This window comes from Nocardioides sp. (genome assembly GCF_029937575.1).
Lineage (GTDB): Bacteria > Actinomycetota > Actinomycetes > Propionibacteriales > Nocardioidaceae > Nocardioides.
In genome coordinates this window covers 79074-101911 of the sequence record NZ_JAPYPS010000008.1, presented here as the reverse complement: position 1 = coordinate 101911, position 22838 = coordinate 79074, and the positions used below count along the sequence as shown (strand labels likewise).

The window sequence follows — 22838 nt, the reverse complement described above, 5'->3', positions numbered from 1 at the left end:
CGGCTACGTCACCTCGCTGACACGCGGGCGCACTATCGTCGCGGCACCATGACCTCACCCCTCCCGCAGATCCTGCAGCCGGGCGCGGGGCCGATCCGCGCCGACCACTACCTGCCCTCCACCCCCGAGCACGTCCTGTGGGGACGGCTGCCGTGCGGCGCCGACGAGGCGGTCCTGACCGTCGACCCGGGCGCCGACGTCACCTTCGACACGATCAGCCACGAGGGGATCCTCGAGGACCAGGGCCGCGACCCGCGGGCCTTCTTCGCCACCCACGGCCAGGGGCCGGACGACGTGCTGGAGGACGCCGTCGCCCTCGCTGCCGCCACCGACGGGACCCACCCGCGCACCTTCGGGGTCGACGGACCCCACGTGGTCTCGCGGCCGGTCCACGTCCGGGGCGCGCGGCCCGGTGACCTGCTCGCGATCACCGTCCTGGAGACGCTGCCCCGGGTGCCATACGGCGTGATCTCCAACCGTCATGCCAAGGGGGCGTTGCCGGGGGAGTTCCCCTTGGACGGCGCGGCCGTCTACTCCGCCTTCGCCGGCATCGTCGAGGAGGGCGTCGGCGGCCTCCCACTGGTCCCGGGCGGCGAGCCGGTCGTGCGCTTCCCGCTCGCGCCGTTCCTCGGGATCATGGGCGTCGCCGCGGCCGGTGCCGAGCGCCCGCACTCCGTGCCCCCCGGCCCGTACGGCGGCAACATCGACATCAACCTGCTCACCGTCGGCTCGACGCTCTACCTGCCCGTGCAGGTCGAGGGAGCGTTGGCCTACGTCGGTGACCCGCACTTCGCCCAGGGCGACGGTGAGGTCGCCCTGACGGCGCTGGAGGCGTCGCTGCGGGCCACGGTCCGCCTCGACGTCGTGGCACGCGAGGACGCCGTCGAGGCGTTCGGCGAGGTCGCGGGTCCGCTCGCCTCGACCGGCGACTACCTGATCCCGACCGGACTCGACCCCGACCTGGACGTGGCCATGGCCAACTGCGTGCGGCACGCGATCGCCCTGCTGCAGGCCCGCTACGGCATGGACCCCTCGCTCGCGCTGGCCTACCTGTCGGCCGCGACCGACTTCGACATCAGCCAGGTCGTCGACGTCGTCAAGGGCGTGCACGCCCGGATCCGGCGCAGCGACTTCGACGCCGTCGACCGCCCCCGGGGCAACCGGTGAGGGCCGAGGCGCCTGCCGGGCTGATGGACGCCTTCTGGGGCTACGAGCGCGCGTTGATGAGCAACGACGTCGAGGCCCTCGACCGGCTCTTCGCGCCCGGGCCCGACACGCTGCGCGGCGACGCGGTCGGCCTGCTCGTGGGGCACGACCAGATCAGCGCCTTCCGCGGCAGTCGCGGCGGCGCGCCGCAGCGGACGGTCGTGGAGACCCACGTGCAAACCGTCGACGACGACCACGCGCTCGTGGTCGCGACCACCGAGCTCGTGCGGGGCGGACGCGGCCAGCAGACCCAGCTCTGGGAGAGGCAGGAGCAGGGCTGGGTCGTCACGGCCGCCCACGTCGCCGTCCCGCCCCCGGCGTACGACGCCCGGATCTGGCGCACGCTCGGCTCGCCGTTGGCGCGCGCCACCGGCGACGGGCCGCTCGCCGGGGAGAGCGTCGCGGTCAAGGACCTGTACGCCGTCGCCGGCCAGCGCGTCGGCGCGGGCAACCCGGCCTGGGAGGCCGCCGCGGCCGTCGAGACGACCGACGCCGGCGCCGTCGCTGCCCTGCGGGCCGCGGGGGCGGAGGTGACCGGGATCAGCCGCACCGACGAGTTCGCCTACAGCCTGGCCGGGACCAACCACCACTTCGGCACCCCGCCCAACCCGAAGGCGCCACGGCGGATCTCCGGCGGGTCGTCCTCGGGCTCGGCCTCGGCCGTCGCGCTGGGCCACGTCAGCATCGGACTCGGCACCGACACGGGCGGCTCGATCCGGGTGCCGGCCGCCTACAACGGCGTCTGGGGCATCCGCACCAGTCACGACGCCGTCGACCGCACCGGGCTGCTGCCGCTCGCGGAGTCCTTCGACACGGTCGGGTGGTTCGCCCGCACGCCCGACCTCCTCGCTGCCGTGGGTGACGTGCTGCTGCCCCCGGCCGGGCCGCGTCCCGTGGGCACGGTGGGCGACCTGGTCGTCGTGCCCGAGCTCCTGGCCCTCGCCGACCCCGACGTCGCCTCCGCCGTCGGCGAGGCCGCGGACGCCCTCGGCGCGACCGAGGAGTCGTGGGACCTCTCCGCCCTGCCTGCCTGGCGCGCCGCCTTCACCACCTGGCAGGCCTGGGAGGCCTGGAAGGCCCACGGCCCCTGGCTCGCCGGCCGCCTCGACACCCTGGGCGCCGACGTCCGTGGTCGCTTCGAGATGGCCTCTCGGATCACCGAGCCCCGGGCGCTGGAGGCGTCTGCCGACCTGCTCGCCGCCCGCCAGCAGATCAGGTCCTTGGTGGGCGACCGGTTCGTCGCGCTGCCGTCCGCCTCCTCGGTCGCACCGCTGGTCGACTCCGACCTGGACGTCGTACGCGAGGCCACCCTGCAGCTGACCTGCCTGGCCGGGATCGCCGGACTGCCCGCCGTCAACGTCCCCGTCACCACCGCCGAGGGTCTCCCGGCCGGGTTGTGCCTGGTGGCCGCGCCCGGGCGGGACCGCGACCTGCTGGCGTTCGCTCCTGTGGTCGTGCTCGATCGCAGATAGTCCCTGACGAAGTGGCCCCTGATCCGGGCCAGGAAGGGCCACTTCGTCAGGGACTGTCTGCGTGGAGCCACGATGACGTCCGTCCGGAGCGTCATTCGGGGGCGTCACGCCGACGAAACCCCCGGCGGCTAGCATCCCGACGGGGGAGGACCCATGACGATCGATGACTTCAACGCGCTCACCAAGGGCGATGCCACCGAGCTCGTCGCGAGCTGCGCCGACGTCCCGGCGTGGGCGGCCGACGTGGCCGAGGCGAGGCCGTTCGTCGATGCCGAGGCGCTGCACGCCTACGCCGACGAACGCGCCGCCGCCTGGAGCGACGAGCAGGTGAGTGCGGCGCTGGCCGACCACCCGCGGATCGGCGAGAAGCACGAGGGCGAGGGGGCCTCCGCCGAGCACTCGCAGCGCGAGCAGGCCGGCGTCGACCCGCAGGACTCCGAGGTCCAGCGCCGCCTGGCCGAGGGCAACGCGGCGTACGAGGCTCGCTTCGACCGGATCTACCTGGTGCGTGCCGCCGGCCGCAGCGCCGAGGAGATCCTGGCGCTGCTCGAGGCGCGGCTGACCAACGACCCGGCGACCGAGCTGCGGGTCACCGCCGGCCAGCTGCGCGAGATCGCCGCGCTGCGCCTGCGAGGGTTGGTCGCGTGACGACGCTCAGCACCCACGCTCTCGACTCGGCACTGGGGAGACCGGCAGCCGGGATCGCCGTCGCCCTCACCGGCCCCGACGCGACCCACCTCGCCGAGGCGACCACCGACCCCGACGGCAGGGTGCGCTTCGACGTACCGATCGGAGGTGGCACCCACCGCCTCACGTTCGCGACCGGGCCGTGGTTCGCGGCCGCCGATCGCGCGACGCTCTACCCGGAGGTGGTGCTGTCGTTCGAGGTCGACGCCACCGAGGAGCACTACCACGTGGCGCTGCTGCTGGGACCCTGGTCCTACACCACCTACCGAGGGAGCTGAGATGGCGGACGGAGACATCGTGCTGGGGGCCAACCAGTACGGCAAGGCGGAGTGCCGCCTGGTCCGGGTCACCCGCGACAGTGCACGGCACGAGATCGAGGACCTCAACGTCACCAGCCAGCTGCGCGGCGACTTCGAGGCCTGCCACACCGACGGCGACAACAGCCAGGTCGTGGCGACCGACACCCAGAAGAACACCGTCTACGCCTTCGCCCAGGAGTACGGCGTGGGCTCGCCCGAGGCATTCCTGCTCCGGCTCGGACGCCACTTCACCGAGGACTTCCCATGGGTCACCGGCGGCACGTGGAGCGCCGAGCAGTACTCCTGGCAGCGCATCGTGGCCGACGGGGAGCCGCACGACCACGCCTTCGCCCGCGCCGGCACCGAGACCCGCACGGCCGTCGTGCAGGTCGACGGGGCCGACACCTTCGTCATCTCCGGCCTGACCGACTGCACGGTGCTCAAGTCGACCGGCTCGGAGTTCTCCGGGTTCCCGCGCGACAGGTACACGACCCTGCCCGAGACCGACGACCGGATCCTGGCGACGTCGGTGACCGCGTGGTGGCGACACGGTGCACCCCCTGGCGGGTCCGACCACGTCGAGGACCTCGACTTCGACGCCTCCTTCGAGGCCGTCCGTGCGGTGATGCTGGAGACGTTCGCGACCTTCCACTCCCGGGCCCTGCAGCAGACCCTCTTCGCGATGGGCAAGGCCGTGCTCGAGGCCTTTCCCGGGATCGTCGAGTGTCGCTTCTCGATGCCCAACAAGCACCACTTCCTCGTCGACCTGGCGCCGTTCGGGCAGGACAACCCGGGCGAGGTCTTCTTCGCCGCGGATCGGCCGTACGGCTTGATCGAGGCGGCGGTCGTGCGCGAGGGCGTGCCCGACGAGCCCCGCGCCTGGGCCGGCATCCCCGGCTTCTGCTGACGTGAGCCCCCAGCCCAGCAGGCAGCTCAGCGCGGTCCGGGCCCGACGCGTCCTCGTCGGCGACGAGCTGGTGCCGGCGACGATCCTGCTCGACGCGGCCCGGGTCGCGGCGATCGAGCCCTTCGACCACCCGCTGGCCGACGCCGGCGGCGAGGTGCTCGCCGTACCCGACTCCGCGGTGCTCCTGCCCGGCGTCGTGGACACCCACGTCCACGTCAACGAGCCGGGTCGTACGGCGTGGGAGGGGTTCGCGACCGCGACGACCGCCGCCGCCCTGGGCGGGGTCACGACGCTGGTCGACATGCCGCTCAACTCGATCCCGCCCACGACGACGGTGGCCGGGCTCGAGGCCAAGCGCGCGGCGGCCGCCGGCCAGCTCGCGGTCGGCGTCGGCTTCTGGGGCGGCGCCGTTCCGGGCAACCTCGGTGACCTGGCGCCGCTGCACGAGGACGGCGTCTTCGGCTTCAAGTGCTTCCTGGCGCCGTCGGGGGTCGACGAGTTCCCCCCGCTGGACCCGACGCAGTTCCGCGAGCACCTCGCCGAGATCGCGCGGATCGACGCGCTGATGATCGTGCACGCCGAGGACGCCCGTATCCTCGACGACGCCCCTGCTCCGTCGAGCCGCGCCTACGCCGACTTCCTGCTCTCCCGCCCCGACGCCGCCGAGACCGCCGCGATCCAGCAGGTGCTCGACGGCGCGCGCGCGACGGGGGCCCGGGTCCACGTGCTCCACCTCTCCAGTGCGCGCACCCTCGACCTGCTCGCCCGGGCCCGCGCCGAGGGACTGCCCGTGACCGTCGAGACCTGCCCGCACTACCTCTGCTTCGACGCCGGTGGCATCCCGGACGCGTCCCCGCAGTACAAGTGCTGCCCGCCGATCCGCGACGCAGGCAACCGCGACGCACTGTGGCAGGCGCTGGTCGAGGGGATCATCGACGTGGTCGTCACCGACCACTCGCCGGCCACGGCCGAGGAGAAGGAGCGCGGCGACGGCGACCTCCAGCAGGCCTGGGGCGGGATCGCCGGCCTGCAGGTCGGCTTCACCGCCGTCGCCGCCGAGGCCGCCCGGCGCGGGATCGGGATCGAGCACGTCAGCCGCTGGATGGCGCGCTCGACCGCCGACCTCGTCGGGCTCGGGGCGAAGGGTCGGATCGAGGTCGGTGCCGACGCCGACCTCCTGGTCCTCGACGGCGCCGCGCCGCTGCTCGTCGAGGTGGCCCGTCTGGCCCACAGGAACCCGATCTCCGCCTACGACGGCCAGCAGTACGACGCGTCGGTGACCACGACCGTGCTCGGCGGTGTCCTGGTGGACCGGGCGGCGCCCGACCTCCGGGCCGGACGGATGCTCAGCCGTCGCCGAGCGCCCTGAAACGCACCAGAAACGTTCGTTTCATAGGGTGGGGACGTGAGCGCCCCCCTCGGACCCATCGGACACCCCGGACACCTCGACCCCCCACCTCGCCTCCTCATGGGTCCGGGTCCGATCACCGCCTACCCGCGCGTGCTGCAGGCGATGGGCTCCCAGCTGGTCGGCCAGTACGACCCGTGGATGCGCACCACGATGGCCGAGACCAGCGACCTCTACCGCCAGGTCTTCCGGACGACCCACGTGCAGACGCTGCTCGTCGACGGCACCTCGCGCGCCGGCATCGAGGCGGCACTCGTGAGCCTGCTCGAGCCCGGCGACCGGGTGCTGGTGCCGGTCTTCGGCCGCTTCGGGCACCTGCTCACCGAGATCGCCGAGCGGTGCGGGGCCGAGGTGCACACCATCGAGGTGCCGTGGGGCGAGGTGTTCACCCCCGAGCAGGTCGAGGCCGCCGTCGAGCAGGTCCGGCCGAAGGTCCTCGCCGTCGTGCAGGGCGACACCTCGACCACGATGTGCCAGCCCTTGGCCGACCTCGGTGAGATCTGTCGGCGCCACGGCGTGCTCCTGTACTGCGACGCCACTGCGAGCCTCGGCGGCAACCCGTTCGAGACCGACGCCTGGGGCGTCGACGTGGTCACGGCCGGGCTGCAGAAGTGTCTGGGAGGCCCCTCCGGGTCGGCTCCCATCACGATGAGCCCCGCCGCGGTCGACGTGATCAACGCCCGCAAGGCCGTCGAGGCCGGGATCCGCGACGAGGGCGACCCGGACGTCGCGCCCGAGCGCCGGATCGCGTCGAACTACTTCGACCTGGCGATGGTGATGGACTACTGGGGGCCACGCGCCCTCAACCACCACACCGAGGCCACCACGATGCTGTACGGCGCTCGCGAGTGCGCCCGGCTCCTGGTCGAGGAGGGCCTGGAGGCGGCCGTGGCACGGCACCGCCTGCATGGCGACGCGATGCTCGCCGGGGTCCGCGGACTCGGGCTGCGCGTCTTCGGCGACGTGGCCCACAAGATGACCAACGTCGTCGCCGTCGAGATCCCCGGCGAGCTCTCGGGCGACCAGGGCAACGCCGCGAGATCGGCGATGCTCGAGGAGTTCGGGATCGAGATCGGTACGTCGTTCGGCCCGCTCGCCGGGCGGGTCTGGCGGATCGGCACGATGGGCTACAACGCCCGACGCGACGCCGTCCTGCTCACCCTCGCCGCGCTGGAGCAGGTGCTCCGCGCCGGTGGCGTGCCGCTGACCGCCGGTGGAGGCGTCGGCGCCGCGCGCGAGGTCTATGCGGGAGCCGGTCGATGAGCGCGGGTCACGACGGCCAGGGCCAGCAGGTCCACGAGGAGACCAGCGCCGGCGAGGCACTGGCCCGCTGCGCGATCCTCGACCAGTACTCCGCGCGCACCTCCGGCCTCGAACGGGTGCACCTCTCCGCCGAGCACGCGCTGGCCAACCAGGCCGCCACCCGGTGGATGCAGCGGGCCGGCCTCGACACCTGGCAGGACGCGGCCGGCAACGTGTGCGGGCGCCGCGAGGGGCGCGAGCCGGGCCTGCCCGCGTTGCTCCTGGGCTCCCACCTCGACACGGTCCCCGACGCCGGCAGCTTCGACGGAATGCTCGGCGTGGTGATGGCGATCGCCGTCGCCGAGCGCCTCGCCAGGCGCGTCGACGAGGGTGAGATCGCGCCGTTGCCCTTCGCCCTCGAGGTGATCGGCTTCAGTGACGAGGAGGGCACCCGTTTCGGCACCGCCCTGCTCGGCAGCAGCGCGGCTGCTGGGGTCTGGGACGACGACTGGTGGGACCTGCGCGATCGCGACGGCATCAGCCTGTACGACGCGTTCACCGCCTTCGGGCTCGACCCGCGCGAGGTCGGTGCCGCCGCGCGGCGTCCCGAGGACCTGGTCGGCTACCTCGAGGCGCACATCGAGCAGGGCCCCTTCCTCGAGGCCGCGGACCGGTCGCTGGGCTACGTCACCACGATCGCGGGTGCGCGTCGCTTCCGGCTCAGCGTGCTCGGCGAGGCCCGCCACGCCGGAGGCACGCCGTACCCCCGACGCAAGGACGCGCTCGTCGGCGCCAGCCTCGCGATAGCCGAGATCGAGCGGATCGCCCTGGAGTCGCAGGGCGGCAGCGACGCCATCGCCACCGTCGGCCGGATCGAGGTCGCACCCGGTGCGGTCAACGTGATCGCGGGGCGGGCCGACTTCAGCCTCGACCTGCGTGCGGCGCACGACGCCGACCGCGACGCCGTGTGGGAGGAGATCGCCGTCGCGATCGAGGCGATCTGCGAGTCCCGAGGACTGCGCTTCGAGGTGCTGGAGACCCACCGGGCTCCGGCCGCCCCCTGCGCGCCCTGGCTCCAGGACGCCGTCGTCGCCGGCGTACGTCAGACGGGCGATGCGGCCCCGATGGGGCTGTGGAGTCGCGCCGGCCACGACGCGATGGCGATCGCTGCGGTGACCGAGATCGGGATGCTCTTCGTGCGCTGCTTCGACGGCATCAGCCACCACCCCGGCGAGGACGTCCGCGAGATCGACGTCGCCCGGGGCATCGACGCCTTCGAGGCTGCCGTGCTCGCGGTGGCCGAGTCGTACGTCGCGCGGACGCCCGCGTCATGAGCACCCCCCTGAGCCGCAGCACTCGCGCGGCCGGTCTGCCGGGCATCGAGGAGCGCATCGTCGCGCGGCAGAACGAGCTCTCGCCGCAGGAGCGCCGCGCCGCCCAGACGCTGCTCGACCACCTCGACGACCTCGCGACCTACCGGGCCGCTGAGCTCGCCGCCCTGGCGGGCGTGTCGAAGGCGACGATGAGCCGGCTCTTCCGGTCATTGGGGTTCGCGGGCTTCGAGGAGGTCCGCGACCACCTGCGTGACGTCCGCACCACCGGGGTGCCCCTGCGCACCGAGGGGCTGGTCGACGTCCAGGGCCACGCCGCCCGGGAGGCCGCCGCCATCGCCGGGGTCCTGCACCGAGCGCCCATCGGGGAGGCCGTCTCGGTGCTCGCCGGTGCCAGGCGAGTGCTGGTGATCGGGTGGCGCAACTCCCATCCGGTCGCCCTGCACCTGCGCCAGCAGCTGGCCCAGGTGCGGCCCGACGTACGCCTGGCACCGTTGCCGGGCCAGGTCGTGGGCGAGGAGATCGCCGACCTGCGCAGTGGTGACGCCGTGGTGATGGTCGGCTTCCGACGGCGCCCGTCCGGCTTCGGCCCGGTGCTCGCCTCGGTCGCCGCCAGCGGGGCCGACGTCGTCCTCCTCGCCGACCCCACCGCCGCCGCGCACGCCCGTCACGCCCGCGTGTGGCTGGAGTGCCCCGTGGGTACGACGCTCGCCTTCGACTCCTACGCCGCGGCGATGAGCGTGGTCAGCGTGCTGGCCGACGGCGTGCACGCCGCCCTCGGACGCCCGGCCCGCGACCGGGTCAGCTCGATCGTCTCCAGCTACCGACGGCTCGGCGAGGTCGAGTAGCCCCCGGGCCCTCGGCGTCCGACCGGATCCGTCCGGCGGACCCGCTCTCCTCGGCGCAGAGCCGCGCCCCGCACCCCATCCGCACCCAGCACCCGCAGGAGCACCCATGACCAGCGACACCGACCAGACCTGGCTGGCCCGCGCGATCGAGCTCGCGGTCGCCAACGTCGCCGACGGCGGAGGACCCTTCGGTGCCGTGATCGTGCGCGCCGGGACCCTCGTGGCCGAGGGTCAGAACCGCGTCACCCGCGACCTCGACCCCACCGCCCACGCCGAGGTGCAGGCCATCCGCGCTGCCGGGCGAGTCGTGGGTGACTTCTCGCTCGCGGGATGCACGCTCTACGCCTCGTGCGAGCCGTGCCCGCTGTGCGTCTCGGCCTCGCTGTGGGCGCGCCTGGACCGGGTCGTCTTCGCCGCCGACCGCGACGACGCCGCGCGGGGCGGCTTCGACGACCGAGCGTTCTACGAGCTCCTCACCCAGGACCGGGCCACCTGGCCGACGGTGGTCGAGCGCGGCGTCCCGGGCGCTGACGTGGTGAGCAGCGCGCCCTTCGACGCGTGGCTCGCCGACCTGGAGCGCACCCGCTACTGAGGTCGTCGGGGGCGCACCCCCTCGACGCCCGCCGGCCCCTCGGCTCGGCCCGTCTGCTCGGCCGGTCTGCTCGGCCGGTCTGCTCGGGTCGTCTGCTCGGGTCGTGTGTGGGACACCGGTCCATGGGTAGGCCTCAGGCACACGACCCGCGCGGGCGGCCTCGACCACCCGGCCTGACTAGGCTGACGCCGCCCGACCACGGTCAGACCACGCCAACGACGACGAGGGACGCACCGCACGCCCATGGACACCCGGCAGTCAGCTCCCTCGGTGTGGGTGCGCAGCGAGCAGGGCGAGCGACGCTTCACCGGGCGGGTCGTGATCGGCCGTGAGACCACCTGCGACGTCGTGGTGAGCGACCCCCGGGCCTCACGCCACCACCTCACCCTGCAGCCGGACGGTGACGCGTGGGTCGCGGTCGACTCCAGCAGCGGAGGCACGTACGTCGCGGGGGAGCGCGCGCGACGTCACCGACTCGGCACCGCCGAGACGCTGCTGCGTCTCGGGGGCCTCGACGGCGAGAGCATCACCGTCTGGCTCACCCGGCCACCGGCTTCGACCAGCACCGATCCCGCGGCGCCCGTGGTGCCGGCAGCGCCCGCGACGTCGATCCCGCACCCGGAACCCGGCGCCCCCCAGCCCGTCGTACCGCCCGGCCAGCTGGCCCACGGTCAGACGCTGGTGCCGGCTGGTCGCCCCCGGTCCTCGGGCGGGACGTTGTCGATCGGGCGCGACCTGTCCAACGACATCGTGCTGGACGACCCCCTCGTCTCGCGCTTCCACGGCCGGCTCGAGCTCGCGACCTCGCGCACGGCAGCCGTGCTCCACGACGGCGGCAGCTTCAACGGGATCTTCGTCGACGGCCGGCGCGTCCTGGGGTCGGCGCCGTTGCGACCCGGTGCCGAGGTCGTGCTGGGCAACCAGACCTTCGTCTGGGACGGCGATCAGCTCCTCTCGACGGCGACGCGGCACGAGTTCACGCTCTATGCCGACGGCCTGTCGGTCGTGGCCAAGGGTGGCAAGCGTCTGATCGACAACCTCTCCTTCCAGCTCGACCCGTCGTCGCTGACCGCGGTGATCGGTCCCTCGGGGGCCGGCAAGTCCACGCTGCTCGGCGCCCTGACCGGGCTGTCCCCGGCGACCCAGGGGCGCGTCGTGTGGCAGGGCCACGACCTCTACGCCCACTACGACCAGCTGCGCTTCCAGATCGGCGTGGTGCCCCAGCAGGACATCCAGCACCCTCAGCTGAAGGTGCGCCAGGCACTGGGGTACGCCGCGGAGCTGCGCCTTCCGCCCGACACCCAGCCGCACGAGCGGGCCGCCCGCGTGCACACGGTCGCCGCTCAGCTCCAGCTCTCCGAGCGCCTCGACAACCGGATCGGCAGCCAGCTGTCGGGCGGGCAGAGGAAGCGGGTCTCGATCGCCACCGAGCTGCTCACCGCTCCGCCGCTGCTCTTTCTCGACGAGCCCACCTCGGGCCTGGACCCCGGTCTGGACCTCGAGGTGATGCGCCAGCTGCGCGGGCTCGCCGACGGGGGTCGGGTGGTCATGGTGGTGACCCACTCCGTGCTCGCGCTCGACGTCTGCGACGCCGTGATGGTGCTCGCCCCAGGTGGTCGGATCGCTTACCACGGCCCGCCCGACGGCGTGCTCGCCCACTTCGGCGTCGACACCTACCCCCAGGTCTTCGACCTGCTCGACGACCCGGACCTCTGGTCGCGGATCCCGCCGCCCGCACCACCCGCCGAGACCGGACTGGTCCCGTCGGTGGTCACCCCCGTGCCGGCGCCGCGGCACCAGTCCCGCGAGCGTCAGCTGTCGACGCTCATCCGGCGCAATCTCGCCGTCGTGGTCGCTGATCGCCTGCTGCTGACCATGCTCGTCGCGCTGCCGCTGGTCCTCGGGGGACTGAGCCGGCTGGTCCCCGGAGAGCACGGGCTCTCGCTCGATGCCGCGCTCGCAGCCGGCGACGGCAGCCAGGAGGTCCGCCAACGACTCACCGTGCTGGTCGTGGCGGCCTGCTTGATGGGCACCGCGTTGGCGATCCGGGAGCTGGTGGGGGAGCGCCCCGTCTTCCGCCGGGAGTACGCCGTCGGGCTCTCGCCCGGTGCCTACCTCGCCAGCAAGATCGCCGTCCTGGGTGCGTTGGCCTTCCTGCAGGGCCTGCTCGTCACGTGGATCGCGACGGCAGGACTGCCGGGACCGGACGGGTTCGCGGGGACGACGCGCCTGGCTCTCGTCGTGGGGGCCCTGTCCCTCGTGATGGTGGTCGTGGGACTGGCCCTCTCGGCGGTGGTGACCAGCACCGAGCAGGCGATGCCGGCCCTGGTCGGCGTGATCATGGTCCAGCTCGTGCTCAGCGGGACGCTGTTCGCGATCGCCGCGCGACCCCTGCTCGAGCAGGTCGCCTGGCTCTCCCCGTCGCGGTGGGCCTACGCAGCGGCAGGCTCCGCGATCGGGATCGAGCGGCCGCGCGCCAACGCGGAGGACGCCGACGTCGACTGGATCGCGCAGGCCGGGGCGGCGTACTTCCTGCTCGACCTCGTCATGCTGGCGCTCCTGCTCGCGGGGTCCTCCTACCTCGCGCTCCTCCTCGTCCGACGCAGCGCCACGCGTGCGGAATGATCACCGACGACCCACGGTTGTGCCGGAGATGACGACCGACAACCCGCCGCTCCCGCCTCGACTCCCTCGACTGTCCGTGCTCGACCTGGTGCCGGTGCGCTCCGACCAGAGCAGTGCCGATGCCGTCACCGCGGCGCTGAGCCTGGCGCGCGCCGCCGACGACCTCGGCTACGAGCGCTACTGGGTCGCCGAGCACCACAACATGCCGGCGGTCGCGGCCACCAACCCGCCCGTGCTGATCGCCATGCTGGCCGGCGCCACCGAGCGGATCCGCGTGGGCAGCGGCGGCGTGATGCTCCCCAACCACGCCCCGCTCGTCGTCGCCGAGCAGTTCGCGCTGCTCGAGGCCGCCTACCCCGGCCGCATCGACCTCGGGATCGGCCGCGCTCCGGGGACCGACCCGGTGACCAGCTGGGCGTTGCGCCACGGCGCCGGGGGCGTGAGCGACGACAACGTCACCCGCTTCCCGGAGTACGTCGACGACGTCTTGTCGATGATGGAGCCGAGCGGTGTCGGACTCCAGCTGCGCGGGAGCGTGCACACCCTGACCGCTACGCCCCGGGCAGCCTCCGTGCCGACGATCTGGCTGCTGGGCTCCTCCGACTACTCCGCTCGCCTGGCGGCGGAGAAGGGGATGCCCTACGTCTTCGCCCACCACTTCTCCGGCCAGGGGACCGCCGAGGCGCTCGAGCTCTACCGCAGCAACTTCCGTCCCGCGCCCGACGGCTCCGGCCTGCGCGAGCCGCAGACGTTCCTGACCGTCAACGCCTCGGTCGCCGAGACCGCCGAGGAGGCGCGTCGCCTCGCCGCCCCCCAGCTGCAGATGATGCTGGCCCTGCGCAGCGGTTCGCCCCTCACCGCCCAGCACCTCGTCGAGGAGGCCGAGAAGCGGGACCTGCCCGCCGACCAGCACGACCTGATGGACGCGATGGCCCGGCGCTGGGTCATCGGCGACCCCGAGGGCGCCCGGACGCAGGTGCGCGAGCTGGCGGCGACGTACGGCGTCGACGAGGTCATGGTCAACCCGGTCTCGGGCGCGTGGGTGGGCACCGACCCGTCGACGGCCCCCTCCCGCGAGCAGACCCTGCGCCTCCTCGCGTCCTGAACGGCGTCCTGAACGGCCGCGCGTGCGGGCGCCGGGGCTTCGATTCGTGTTTCGACGGCCGACGACCCTAGACTGGTGTGTCGGCCCAACGTGGGTCTGTTTCGTGACGCCTCGCGGCTGCTCGGATCGCCGCTGACCACCTCTCGCACGAGAGCTCAGCGCCGTGTCGGGGAAATGAGGATCACGAGACTGCCGCACGAGGTCCACCGGTCACCTGACCGGGAGGTTCCCGGGCCGGCCGGTAGCAGCACTACGTCAGTCGAAGTCAGTTGAAGTCGAGCAGAGATTGTGAGGACATGCCGAAGAAAGAAGGCGTGATCGAGATGGAGGGCACCGTTGCGGAAGCCCTCCCCAACGCGATGTTCCGCGTGGAGCTGTCCAACGGCCACAAGGTGCTCGCTCACATCAGCGGCAAGATGCGCCAGCACTACATCCGGATCCTCCCCGAGGATCGGGTCGTGGTGGAGCTCTCGCCGTACGACCTCACCCGTGGGCGCATCGTCTACCGCTACAAGTGAATCGGCACGAGCGTGTCGCTCCTTCGTCGCGCCACGCTGCCGTGCTCGCAGTCCACGTGATCGCCGGTTGAGGCGGTCGGGCGGCTTGCGGAAGATTCGTTCCAGCCGAATACGAACAAGAAAGGGCTGACATGAAGGTCAACCCGAGCGTCAAGAAGATCTGTGACAAGTGCCAGGTGATCCGTCGCCACGGTCGCGTCATGGTGATCTGCTCCAACCCGCGTCACAAGCAGCGGCAAGGCTGAAGCCACCGCGACGAAGGAGCGGTGGCGTCTCAGCCGCAGATCGAGTAAGCCCCCCTCCTGCCGAGCTTGCGAGGCAGGAACGGGCGCATCGAGATCCGGCGAGACGAACGAATCGCTCAACCACACCGCTCCACCACAACTGAACAACCCACACAAACGTGATCGCTAGGCCTCGCACGCGAGGCTGAAGCACCTCCGGAGCAGAAGGCCGGGGCCGTAGGCACTACGGACGCATCACGTCGGAAACCTCTGCAGAACCGAAAGGCCATCACATGGCACGCCTCGTCGGCGTCGACCTCCCGCGCGACAAGCGCGTCGAGATCGCGCTCACCTACATCTACGGCATCGGCCGTACCCGCTCCCAGAAGCTCCTCGAGCTCACCGGTGTGGACCCCAACCTGCGGGTCCACGAGCTGGGAGATGACGAGCTGGTCAAGCTCCGCGACGCGATCGAGGACCAGGAAATCAAGATCGAGGGCGACCTCCGTCGTGAAGTCCAGGCCGACATCCGCCGCAAGATCGAGATCGGCAGCTACCAGGGGCGCCGTCACCGCCAGGGCCTCCCGGTCCGCGGTCAGCGCACCAAGACCAACGCGCGCACCCGCAAGGGCCCCAAGCGCACGGTTGCCGGCAAGAAGAAGACGAAGTAGCTCTTCCTCCCCCGCCGGGGGTTTCGAGGCTCGCGAGCTCGCACCTCGACCACCGGTCCTCGACCAGTCACTCGTCTCAAAGGAGATAACCGATGCCTCCCAAGGCTCGCGCGGGCGCCAAGAAGGTGCGCCGCAAGGAGAAGAAGAACATCGCTCAGGGCGAAGCCCACATCAAGAGCACGTTCAACAACACCATCGTCACCATCACCGACCCCACCGGGGCCGTGATCTCGTGGGCCTCCGCCGGCACCGTCGGCTTCAAGGGCTCGCGCAAGTCCACGCCGTACGCCGCCCAGATGGCCGCCGAGGCCGCCGGGCGCCGAGCGATGGACCACGGCATGAAGAAGATCGACGTCTTCGTCAAGGGTCCGGGCTCGGGTCGCGAGACCGCGATCCGTTCGCTGGGTGCCATCGGCCTCGAGGTCGGCACCATCCAGGACGTCACCCCCGCCCCGCACAACGGATGCCGCCCGCCCAAGCGCCGGCGCGTCTGACCGACCCGAGACAGTAAGGAGACCCACCATGGCCCGTTACACCGGACCCATGACCCGGAAGTCGCGCCGTCTCGGTGTCGACCTCGTCGGTGGAGACGCAGCGTTCGAGAAGCGTCCCTACCCTCCCGGCCAGCACGGCCGCGCCCGCATCAAGGAGAGCGAGTACCGCTCGCAGCTGCAGGAGAAGCAGAAGGCCCGCTTCACCTACGGCGTGATGGAGCGTCAGTTCCACAACTACTACGTCGAGGCCTCTCGGCGCACCGGCAAGACCGGTGACAACCTGCTCCAGCTCCTCGAGTGCCGCCTGGACAACGTGATCTACCGCGCCGGGTTCGCGCGCAGCCGTCGCCACGCGCGTCAGCTCGTCGTCCACGGCCACTTCCAGGTCAACGGGCACAAGGTCGACATCCCGTCGTTCCAGGTCAGCGCCTACGACATCATCGACGTGCGCGAGAAGTCGCTCGAGATGACCCCGTTCATCGTGGCTCGTGAGACCCACGGCGAGCGTGTCGTCCCGGCCTGGCTTCAGGTGCTGCCCAACCGGATGCGGGTCCTGGTCCACCAGGCGCCGATCCGGGAGCAGATCGACATGCCCATCCAGGAGCAGCTCATCGTCGAGTTCTACTCGAAGAAGTAGTTCTCCCCGGTCGGGGGCGGCGCCCCGTCCCCGACCAGCCTCACCTTCCTTTTCACCTCTGCAGTTCGGGTCCGTCAAATAGCGGGTGGGCCCGGAAAGGAAAACAACAGTGCTCATCGCACAGCGCCCCACCCTGTCGGAAGAGACCGTCGACGAGTTCCGCTCGCGGTTCGTCATCGAGCCTCTCGAGCCGGGCTTCGGCTACACGCTCGGCAACTCGCTGCGCCGTACGCTGCTCTCGTCGATCCCCGGTGCCTCGGTCACGAGCATCAAGGTCGACACCGTCCTCCACGAGTTCTCCACCATCGAGGGAGTCAAGGAGGACGTCACCGAGATCATCCTGAACCTCAAGGGCCTCGTCGTCTCCTCCGAGCACGACGAGCCGGTCACCATGTACCTGCGCAAGTCCGGTGCCGGTGACGTCACCGCCGCCGACATCGCGCCGCCGGCCGGGGTCGAGGTCCACAACCCCGACCTGAAGATCGCCACGCTGTCCGACAAGGGCAAGCTGGAGATGGAGCTCGTCGTCGAGCGCGGCCGCGGCTACGTGTCGGCCGTGCAGAACAAGGGCGCCGACAACGAGATCGGCCGGATGCCCGTCGACTCGATCTACAGCCCCGTGCTGAAGGTCACCTACAAGGTCGAGGCCACCCGAGTCGAGCAGCGCACCGACTTCGACAAGCTCGTCATCGACGTCGAGACCAAGCCGTCGATCCTGCCCCGCGACGCCATCGCGTCGGCCGGAAAGACGCTGGTCGAGCTCTTCGGCCTCGCCCGTGAGCTCAACGTCGAGGCCGAGGGCATCGACATCGGGCCCTCGCCCGTCGACGAGCAGCTCGCCGCCGACCTCGCCCTCCCGGTCGAGGACCTGCAGCTGACGGTCCGGTCCTACAACTGCCTCAAGCGTGAGGGCATCCACACCGTGGGTGAGCTCATCAGCCGCTCGGAGCAGGACCTGCTCGACATCCGCAACTTCGGCGCCAAGTCGATCGACGAGGTCAAGGCCAAGCTGGTCGAGATGGGGCTGTCCCTCAAGGACTCCGCGCCCGGCTTCGACCCGGCCACCGCCCTGGCGGCCTACGGCGACGACGACGACGATGCCTTCGTCGAGGACGAGCAGTACTGATTGATGGTGCGAGCGCGTCGCAGACGCGCGTGTGTCCAGCTTCGCTGGTCCCACGGCGTCTGCGCCGCGCTGCCGCACTCGGAGTCGGTGTAGGCGGTGGTCCGTGCAGGATCGCCGTCTCGCCGCCTCCTACCGCTGGTCACCGTGTGGTGGTCGGTGTCATTCGTAGAACACCTCTAACCCGAGTACCTGACACGGCCCGGGAGAATCGAGAAGCACCATGCCGCAGCCCAAGAAGGGTGCCCGCCTCGGCGGAAGCCCGGCGCACCAGCGCCTGATCCTGTCCAACCTCTCGACGCAGCTGTTCGAGCACGGTCGGATCACCACCACCGAGGCGAAGGCCCGCACCCTGCGGCCGCACGCCGAGAAGCTCATCACCAAGGCCGTCAAGGCCCACAACGGCGAGAACCCGCTCCACCAGCGTCGCGAGGTCCTCAAGACCATCCGCGACAAGGGTGTCGTGCACATCCTCTTCACCGAGATCGCGCCGACCTTCGCCGAGCGTCCGGGTGGCTACACCCGGATCACCAAGCTCGGGCCGCGCAAGGGCGACAACGCCCCCATGGCGGTCATCGAGCTCGTGACCGAGGAGTACTCGCCCAAGGCCGCCTCCGCGCCGAAGACCACGGCCGCTGCTCCGGCGCCGGTCGAGGAGTCCGTCGTCGAGGAGACCGTGGAGACCGAAGGCGCCGAGGAGTCCGAGGCGCCCGCCGTCGAGGCCGACGTCGACACCGAGGCGTCGGCCGAGGCCGACCTCGAGTCCGAGGCCCCGCAGGCCGAGGCAGAGGTCGCCGAGGCAGAGGTCGCCGAGACCGAGTCCGGCGAGTCCGAGGACGAGCCCAAGGCCTGATCCGGCTCACCCGCCGGGTTCAGCACTGCAGCGGCCCGCCACCCCCACCCGGGGTGGCGGGCCGCTGCGCGTGTCGGGCCGGCGCCTGAGTCAGCCGAGCCGTGCGAGGAAGCCGGCCGGGTCGGGGGCCGCCGCTCCCCGAGCCAGCGCCAGCACGGTGGCCTGGAGCAGTGCGTTGGCGGGCGTGGCGACACCGTGCAGCCGGCCGAGCAGCACGATCTCCCCGGCGCGGTAGTCGATCTCCGACTCCAGCCCGCGAGTGAGGCTCTGGCGCAGCGAGTTGCCGGGGAACGAGGCGATGTCGGCCCGCGGCTGCAACGTGGAGCCACGCCGTACGTCGTCCTGCTCACCGCTGACGGCGTCGATCCCGGCCGCCACCAGGACCGCCTCGCCCTCGGCGCCCACCCGGGTGCGGATCTCGTCGACCTCCGGGCCGGAGCCCAGCACCGCAGCGACGTCACCGACGGCGTTCACCAGGAGCTTGCGGTACTTCCAGGCCATGATGTCGTCGCGGGCCACCGACTCGAACCCGGCGGCGCACAGGTCCGCAGCGATCGCCTCGGCGGTGGCGTCGATCCCGCGCGGGAACCGACCGAGGTCGAGAATGCCCGGTGTCGGTCCGCACTTCTCCACCACGACGCCGGGCTCCAGGTGCAGCGACGGCAGCATCACGGTCAGCCCGTAGGCAGCCACGAAGCGACGCAGCACCTCGGCCTCGTTGGCGACACCGTTCTGCGCACACACGATCGGTGTGGCGGCGGGAGCGTGCGCCGCGAGGTCCGCCAGCGCGCCCGCGGTCTGGTGTCCCTTGACGCACAGCAGGACGACGGTGTCGTCGGACCACGTGACGTCAGCCGCGGTGTCCGTGCCCGGGACCGGCACCGGCCGACGGCCGTCGGCGGTGTCCAGGACGAGACCGACCTCCCGGATCCGGCGCAGGTGCTCTCCGCGGGCGATGAGCGTCGTCGGCAGCCCGGCCAGGTGGAGCCTGGCGCCGATCACCCCGCCCACGGCGCCGGCGCCGTACACGACGTACCTCATGAGTCTCCTCGAGACGGGCAACCATTGTCGGCCACCGGATGGTCCAGGAGTACATGATCAACACGACGGCACGCGACTCGGCGGTGCCCGGAGCCAGGACGGAGCCACGCATGGGCGAGACGCCTGACTTCGACGAGTTCGTCGCGGCACGCTCCGGTGCCCTGCTCCGCACCTCCTACCTCCTGACCCACGACCACGGCCTGGCCGAGGACCTCCTGCAGACCAGCCTGACGAAGGCGTGGTTCGCCTGGGGCCGGATCTCGGACAGCCCGGAGGCCTACGTGCGCAAGGTCCTCTTCAACACCTATGCCACGTGGTGGCGACGCAAGTGGAACGGCGAGACCGCCACCGAGGACCTGCCCGAGGCCGGCGAGGACGACCGCACCGACGCGAGCGGTGAGGTCATCGACCTCTGGTCCGCGATGGAGCGGCTCCCGCGCCGTCAGCGGGCCGTGGTGGTGCTGCGCTACTTCGAGGACCTCACCGAGGCGCAGACCGCGGAGCTCCTCGGCTGCTCGGTCGGCACCGTGAAGAGCCAGTGCAGCAAGGCGCTGGCCAAGCTGCGGATCGACCCGGCGCTGGCCGCCGACACCACCCCCGACCCGACCCCCAGGAAGGACGCGTCATGAACAGCCTCGACGACCTCCGCGCCACCCTCGATGCGCACGCGACCGACCTCGACGCCGGAGCCGGTGCCAGCACGACCCGAGCGGCTTCCGTGCACGGCCGGGTCCGCGTCGTACGACGTCGCCGCCGGGTGGCTGCCGCGGGCGCTGCCGCCGCGGTCCTCGTCGCAGTCGGTGCGGTCACGCTGCTGCCCACCGGGTCCGAGCGCGCCGTCGCTCCGGCGACGGTCGTGGGCGTCCGGGTGCCGACGACGATGACCGCCCTCGGGTTCGGCTACGACCTCGCCGCGGGCATCGACGGCCAGGATGGGAAGGTCAGTGTCGAGCTGGCGGCGTCCGACGAGCCGCGTCTGGTGTCGTGGGCGACGTCCGGGGCCGACCGCGGGGTCGTGGTGCGCTCGGCCGAGACGGAGCGCCCCGTCTCCTACCGGGTCGACGACTTCGGCGACTACGTCTACATCGCACCCGGCAACGACGCCGAGGTGACGGTTCGCGCCGACGCGGGCGATCCGGGGCTGGCCGTCTACACACTGGGGGAGGGCCGTCCCGAGGGCTACACCAAGGGTGGCGTGACGTACCCCCGGAGTGCGGCGGCCGGCGATCTGGCCGGGGCCGTCGTGGGAGACCCGGGGCAGAGCGACGTCTCGCTCGAGGCCGTCGCGCCGCAGACCAGCGCGGGGGTCGGGTACTACCTCTTCTGCGTCGACGGCCCCGAGGACGTCTTCCTCGAGCTGGAGGTGGGTGGGAAGCCCGCCAGCTCCGTCGGCACCTCGTGCGACGGGCCCCTCGACCCCAACGGCTCCGCGACTCGTGACATCGGCTTCCGGATCAAGCCCGGGGAGGACCTGAGCGCACGCTTCTACGCCACCGACGGCGATGGTGGGCCGGTGCTGCAGGACGACGACATCGTCCTCGGCGTCGGGGTCTACACGACCGAGACCTACTCCAGCGACATCGGCTCCGATGAGTCACGCCGCCTCGTCGTCGACGAGGCGGGGCACCGCTGGGAGCAGACCGAGACGGTCCGGCTCGAGTCCTTCCAGGGGGGTGATCGCACGGTGAGGGTCGTCGTGCCGGACGCCCCCGGCCCGGTGCTGGCGATCGTGCAGGCGAAGGTGGCCGGTTCGACCGTGACCGAGTACGGCGACGACGGCGCCCGCATCGAGCAGGGGCGGGGCAACATCTCCTCGACGAGCACGGTGACGAGCGGCGAGGTGATCTCGGTGAAGAAGGGCAACGGCGAGCTCGTGGCGGGAGACCAGGTGGCCGTCACCTACTACGTCCACGCGGACCGTTGACCACACGGCTTGGCCGGGTCCCAGGCCCGGCCCAGCCGGGTCGCGAGGCTGGAGCTGAGGGCGTCAGCCCGTAGACTCGCCCCCATGAGCATCGATCTGGGCAGCCCTGCCGTCCTGAGCCCCGAGGAGGCCGAGAAGGCCGTCCTGCTGGCGGCGCCACGCGGCTACTGCGCCGGCGTCGACCGGGCGGTGGTCACGGTCGAGAAGGCGCTCGACCTCTACGGCTCACCGGTCTACGTGCGCAAGCAGATCGTGCACAACAAGCACGTCGTCTCGGACCTGGAGTCACGCGGCGCGATCTTCGTCGAGGAGCTGGCCGAGGTGCCCGAGGGTGCCACCGTCGTCTTCTCCGCCCACGGGGTCTCGCCCGAGGTGCACCGCCAGGCCGAGGAGCGCGCGCTCAAGACCATCGACGCGACCTGCCCGCTGGTGACCAAGGTCCACCACGAGGCCAAGCGCTTCGCCGACGACGACTTCGACATCCTGCTCATCGGTCACGAGGGCCACGAGGAGGTCGAGGGCACCGCCGGTGAGGCCCCCGACCACATCCAGCTGGTGCAGAGCCCCGCCGACGTCGCGGGCATCGTCGTACGCGATCCGAAGCGGGTGGCGTGGCTGTCGCAGACCACGCTCTCGGTCGACGAGACCCTGGAGACGGTGGCCGCGATCCGCGAGCGCTTCCCCGACCTGCTGGACCCGCCGAGCGACGACATCTGCTACGCCACCCAGAACCGCCAGCTGGCGGTCAAGGAGATCTCCCCGACCGCCGACCTGGTGATCGTGGTCGGCTCGGGCAACTCCTCCAACTCGGTCCGCCTGGTCGAGGTCGCCCTGGAGGCCGGAGCCAGGTCGTCCTACCGCGTCGACGACGCCAGCGAGATCGACGAGGCCTGGCTCGAGGGCGTCTCGACCGTGTCGGTCACCTCCGGTGCCTCGGTGCCCGAGGAGCTCGTCGAAGGGGTCCTGTCGTTCCTCGCCGAGCGTGGCTACCCGGACGCCCAGGCGGTGCACTCTGCCGAGGAGTCGCTCATCTTCTCCCTGCCCAAGGAGCTGCGCCGCGACCTGAAGGCGGCCGGGCGCAACTGACTGCGCCGCGGTCGATCAGGGACCGGCGTCGGGGTCCTCGGGATCACGACGCTTGCGGTCGAGGTCGCGCAGGAAGTCCTCGTCGTCGTCCGGGGCGACCATCCTCTTCGGCGCCTGACGCTTGGGGAGGTTGGGCCTCTCCGGCATCAGGCCGCGCTGCTGGAAGACGCGGATGAGGAGATAGGTCGCCACCGCGAACAGGATCAGCACGAACAAGAACCGCAGCACCCCTCCAATGTAATCCCCTGGTGGTCACGACATACCCTGAACCCTGTGAAGGAGTTCTGGGTCTACACGCTCGCCCGTCTTGCCCTGTTCGTCGTGACGTGGGTGGCGGTGACCGGCATCGCCGCCCTGGTGACCGGCGAGCCCTACCCGGTCGTGACCCTGCTCATCGCGTTCCTGATCAGCGGCGTCGGGTCGTACGTCGTGCTGCGCGGTCCGCGCGAGGCGTTGGCCCGCAAGGTCGAGGAGCGGGCCGGACGCGCGTCGGCCCGCTACGAGCAGATGCGCTCCAGCGAGGACGTCGACTGACCGAGCTCGGC

Annotated in this window: 25 protein-coding genes; 23 read left to right on the top strand and 2 right to left on the bottom strand. The window is 71.7% G+C overall.

Features of this window, described 5'->3' with window-relative positions; all coding sequences use genetic code 11:
- The first annotated feature begins 48 nt into the window (after positions 1 to 48).
- From Q1K33_RS05195 to rplQ, 19 genes are all read left to right on the top strand, one after another.
- Complete coding sequence (locus Q1K33_RS05195; protein WP_300401350.1) at positions 49 to 1167, top strand: acetamidase/formamidase family protein; 1119 nt, start codon at positions 49 to 51, stop codon at positions 1165 to 1167.
- Positions 1164 to 2678, top strand: a complete 1515-nt coding sequence (locus Q1K33_RS05190; protein ID WP_300401348.1) for an AtzH-like domain-containing protein — start codon at positions 1164 to 1166, stop codon at positions 2676 to 2678. The genes Q1K33_RS05195 and Q1K33_RS05190 overlap by 4 nt, the downstream gene beginning before the upstream one ends.
- 153 nt (positions 2679 to 2831) lie before the next feature.
- On the top strand, positions 2832 to 3326 hold the full coding sequence (gene uraD, locus Q1K33_RS05185) for a 2-oxo-4-hydroxy-4-carboxy-5-ureidoimidazoline decarboxylase (protein WP_300401346.1): 495 nt from the start codon (positions 2832 to 2834) through the stop codon (positions 3324 to 3326).
- Positions 3323 to 3643, top strand: coding sequence for a hydroxyisourate hydrolase (uraH, locus tag Q1K33_RS05180; RefSeq protein WP_300401344.1), 321 nt, complete (start codon positions 3323 to 3325; stop codon positions 3641 to 3643). The genes uraD and uraH overlap by 4 nt, the downstream gene beginning before the upstream one ends.
- Position 3644: 1 nt before the next feature.
- A complete protein-coding gene (gene pucL / locus Q1K33_RS05175) occupies positions 3645 to 4571 on the top strand; it encodes a factor-independent urate hydroxylase (protein WP_300401342.1) in 927 nt (308 codons plus the stop codon).
- Between the two features lies 1 nt (position 4572).
- On the top strand, positions 4573 to 5940 hold the full coding sequence (gene allB, locus Q1K33_RS05170) for an allantoinase AllB (protein WP_300401340.1): 1368 nt from the start codon (positions 4573 to 4575) through the stop codon (positions 5938 to 5940).
- A 36-nt stretch (positions 5941 to 5976) separates the two neighbouring features.
- On the top strand, positions 5977 to 7242 hold the full coding sequence (locus tag Q1K33_RS05165) for an alanine--glyoxylate aminotransferase family protein (RefSeq protein ID WP_300401338.1): 1266 nt from the start codon (positions 5977 to 5979) through the stop codon (positions 7240 to 7242).
- A complete protein-coding gene (locus Q1K33_RS05160; protein ID WP_300401336.1) occupies positions 7239 to 8555 on the top strand; it encodes an allantoate amidohydrolase in 1317 nt (438 codons plus the stop codon). Before Q1K33_RS05165 ends, Q1K33_RS05160 begins: the two co-directional genes overlap by 4 nt.
- Positions 8552 to 9400: a MurR/RpiR family transcriptional regulator gene (locus tag Q1K33_RS05155; RefSeq protein ID WP_300401334.1), complete on the top strand. Its 849-nt coding sequence runs from the start codon at positions 8552 to 8554 to the stop codon at positions 9398 to 9400. The genes Q1K33_RS05160 and Q1K33_RS05155 overlap by 4 nt, the downstream gene beginning before the upstream one ends.
- Positions 9401 to 9506: 106 nt before the next feature.
- Positions 9507 to 9992 carry a nucleoside deaminase gene (locus tag Q1K33_RS05150; protein WP_300401332.1) on the top strand — a complete coding sequence of 162 codons (486 nt, stop codon included), beginning with the start codon at positions 9507 to 9509 and terminating at the stop codon, positions 9990 to 9992.
- Positions 9993 to 10235: 243 nt separating this feature from the next.
- Positions 10236 to 12617: an ATP-binding cassette domain-containing protein gene (locus Q1K33_RS05145; protein ID WP_300401330.1), complete on the top strand. Its 2382-nt coding sequence runs from the start codon at positions 10236 to 10238 to the stop codon at positions 12615 to 12617.
- 28 nt (positions 12618 to 12645) lie between these two features.
- Positions 12646 to 13722, top strand: coding sequence for an LLM class flavin-dependent oxidoreductase (locus Q1K33_RS05140; RefSeq protein ID WP_300401328.1), 1077 nt, complete (start codon positions 12646 to 12648; stop codon positions 13720 to 13722).
- 296 nt (positions 13723 to 14018) lie between these two features.
- The gene (gene infA, locus Q1K33_RS05135; protein ID WP_300401326.1) at positions 14019 to 14240 is read left to right on the top strand and encodes a translation initiation factor IF-1; all 222 of its coding nucleotides are present in this window, start codon (positions 14019 to 14021) and stop codon (positions 14238 to 14240) included.
- Positions 14241 to 14371: 131 nt separating this feature from the next.
- Positions 14372 to 14485, top strand: a complete 114-nt coding sequence (gene rpmJ / locus Q1K33_RS05130; protein WP_028660644.1) for a 50S ribosomal protein L36 — start codon at positions 14372 to 14374, stop codon at positions 14483 to 14485.
- Between the two features lie 272 nt (positions 14486 to 14757).
- Positions 14758 to 15135, top strand: a complete 378-nt coding sequence (gene rpsM, locus Q1K33_RS05125; RefSeq protein WP_300401322.1) for a 30S ribosomal protein S13 — start codon at positions 14758 to 14760, stop codon at positions 15133 to 15135.
- A gap of 92 nt (positions 15136 to 15227) precedes the next feature.
- A complete protein-coding gene (gene rpsK / locus Q1K33_RS05120; RefSeq protein ID WP_300401320.1) occupies positions 15228 to 15629 on the top strand; it encodes a 30S ribosomal protein S11 in 402 nt (133 codons plus the stop codon).
- A gap of 28 nt (positions 15630 to 15657) precedes the next feature.
- Positions 15658 to 16266, top strand: coding sequence for a 30S ribosomal protein S4 (rpsD, locus tag Q1K33_RS05115; RefSeq protein ID WP_300401318.1), 609 nt, complete (start codon positions 15658 to 15660; stop codon positions 16264 to 16266).
- Between the two features lie 109 nt (positions 16267 to 16375).
- Positions 16376 to 17392, top strand: coding sequence for a DNA-directed RNA polymerase subunit alpha (locus Q1K33_RS05110; protein WP_300401316.1), 1017 nt, complete (start codon positions 16376 to 16378; stop codon positions 17390 to 17392).
- A gap of 220 nt (positions 17393 to 17612) precedes the next feature.
- Positions 17613 to 18242, top strand: a complete 630-nt coding sequence (gene rplQ / locus Q1K33_RS05105) for a 50S ribosomal protein L17 (RefSeq protein ID WP_300401314.1) — start codon at positions 17613 to 17615, stop codon at positions 18240 to 18242.
- Positions 18243 to 18332: 90 nt separating this feature from the next.
- Here the strand turns inward: rplQ and Q1K33_RS05100 are convergent, their stop codons facing one another.
- Positions 18333 to 19283, bottom strand: coding sequence for a 2-dehydropantoate 2-reductase (locus Q1K33_RS05100; protein ID WP_300401312.1), 951 nt, complete (start codon positions 19281 to 19283; stop codon positions 18333 to 18335).
- Positions 19284 to 19393: 110 nt separating this feature from the next.
- Between Q1K33_RS05100 and Q1K33_RS05095 the strand changes: the two genes are divergently transcribed.
- The 3 genes from Q1K33_RS05095 (at position 19394) to Q1K33_RS05085 (ending at position 22293) form a co-directional block, all read left to right on the top strand.
- A complete protein-coding gene (locus Q1K33_RS05095; protein ID WP_300401310.1) occupies positions 19394 to 19912 on the top strand; it encodes a SigE family RNA polymerase sigma factor in 519 nt (172 codons plus the stop codon).
- Positions 19909 to 21207 carry a hypothetical protein gene (locus tag Q1K33_RS05090; protein WP_300401308.1) on the top strand — a complete coding sequence of 433 codons (1299 nt, stop codon included), beginning with the start codon at positions 19909 to 19911 and terminating at the stop codon, positions 21205 to 21207. Before Q1K33_RS05095 ends, Q1K33_RS05090 begins: the two co-directional genes overlap by 4 nt.
- An 84-nt stretch (positions 21208 to 21291) precedes the next feature.
- Positions 21292 to 22293 (top strand): 4-hydroxy-3-methylbut-2-enyl diphosphate reductase, encoded by a 1002-nt coding sequence (locus Q1K33_RS05085; protein WP_300401306.1) that lies wholly within the window; start codon positions 21292 to 21294, stop codon positions 22291 to 22293.
- A gap of 15 nt (positions 22294 to 22308) precedes the next feature.
- On the opposite strand, the gene Q1K33_RS05080 is transcribed toward Q1K33_RS05085, so the two are convergent.
- Positions 22309 to 22521 carry a hypothetical protein gene (locus Q1K33_RS05080; RefSeq protein ID WP_300401304.1) on the bottom strand — a complete coding sequence of 71 codons (213 nt, stop codon included), beginning with the start codon at positions 22519 to 22521 and terminating at the stop codon, positions 22309 to 22311.
- 45 nt (positions 22522 to 22566) lie between these two features.
- On the opposite strand from Q1K33_RS05080, the gene Q1K33_RS05075 reads away from it, so the two are divergent.
- Positions 22567 to 22827, top strand: a complete 261-nt coding sequence (locus Q1K33_RS05075) for a DUF4229 domain-containing protein (RefSeq protein WP_300401302.1) — start codon at positions 22567 to 22569, stop codon at positions 22825 to 22827.
- Positions 22828 to 22838 lie beyond the last annotated feature (11 nt).

What these genes read in the sequence shown, in the direction of transcription:
- Q1K33_RS05090 (WP_300401308.1), top strand. Translation starts at nt 19,909, where the DNA reads ATGAACAGCCTCGACGACCTCCGCGCCACCCTCGATGCGCACGCGACC.
- Q1K33_RS05150 (WP_300401332.1), top strand. Translation starts at nt 9,507, where the DNA reads ATGACCAGCGACACCGACCAGACCTGGCTGGCCCGCGCGATCGAGCTC.
- Q1K33_RS05195 (WP_300401350.1), top strand. Translation starts at nt 49, where the DNA reads ATGACCTCACCCCTCCCGCAGATCCTGCAGCCGGGCGCGGGGCCGATC.
- rplQ (WP_300401314.1), top strand. Translation starts at nt 17,613, where the DNA reads ATGCCGCAGCCCAAGAAGGGTGCCCGCCTCGGCGGAAGCCCGGCGCAC.
- uraD (WP_300401346.1), top strand. Translation starts at nt 2,832, where the DNA reads ATGACGATCGATGACTTCAACGCGCTCACCAAGGGCGATGCCACCGAG.
- rpsM (WP_300401322.1), top strand. Translation starts at nt 14,758, where the DNA reads ATGGCACGCCTCGTCGGCGTCGACCTCCCGCGCGACAAGCGCGTCGAG.
- pucL (WP_300401342.1), top strand. Translation starts at nt 3,645, where the DNA reads ATGGCGGACGGAGACATCGTGCTGGGGGCCAACCAGTACGGCAAGGCG.
- rpsK (WP_300401320.1), top strand. Translation starts at nt 15,228, where the DNA reads ATGCCTCCCAAGGCTCGCGCGGGCGCCAAGAAGGTGCGCCGCAAGGAG.
- Q1K33_RS05140 (WP_300401328.1), top strand. Translation starts at nt 12,646, where the DNA reads ATGACGACCGACAACCCGCCGCTCCCGCCTCGACTCCCTCGACTGTCC.
- infA (WP_300401326.1), top strand. Translation starts at nt 14,019, where the DNA reads ATGCCGAAGAAAGAAGGCGTGATCGAGATGGAGGGCACCGTTGCGGAA.
- Q1K33_RS05160 (WP_300401336.1), top strand. Translation starts at nt 7,239, where the DNA reads ATGAGCGCGGGTCACGACGGCCAGGGCCAGCAGGTCCACGAGGAGACC.
- Q1K33_RS05155 (WP_300401334.1), top strand. Translation starts at nt 8,552, where the DNA reads ATGAGCACCCCCCTGAGCCGCAGCACTCGCGCGGCCGGTCTGCCGGGC.
- Q1K33_RS05095 (WP_300401310.1), top strand. Translation starts at nt 19,394, where the DNA reads ATGGGCGAGACGCCTGACTTCGACGAGTTCGTCGCGGCACGCTCCGGT.
- rpsD (WP_300401318.1), top strand. Translation starts at nt 15,658, where the DNA reads ATGGCCCGTTACACCGGACCCATGACCCGGAAGTCGCGCCGTCTCGGT.
- Q1K33_RS05085 (WP_300401306.1), top strand. Translation starts at nt 21,292, where the DNA reads ATGAGCATCGATCTGGGCAGCCCTGCCGTCCTGAGCCCCGAGGAGGCC.
- Q1K33_RS05100 (WP_300401312.1), bottom strand. Translation starts at nt 19,283, where the DNA reads ATGAGGTACGTCGTGTACGGCGCCGGCGCCGTGGGCGGGGTGATCGGC.
- rpmJ (WP_028660644.1), top strand. Translation starts at nt 14,372, where the DNA reads ATGAAGGTCAACCCGAGCGTCAAGAAGATCTGTGACAAGTGCCAGGTG.
- Q1K33_RS05145 (WP_300401330.1), top strand. Translation starts at nt 10,236, where the DNA reads ATGGACACCCGGCAGTCAGCTCCCTCGGTGTGGGTGCGCAGCGAGCAG.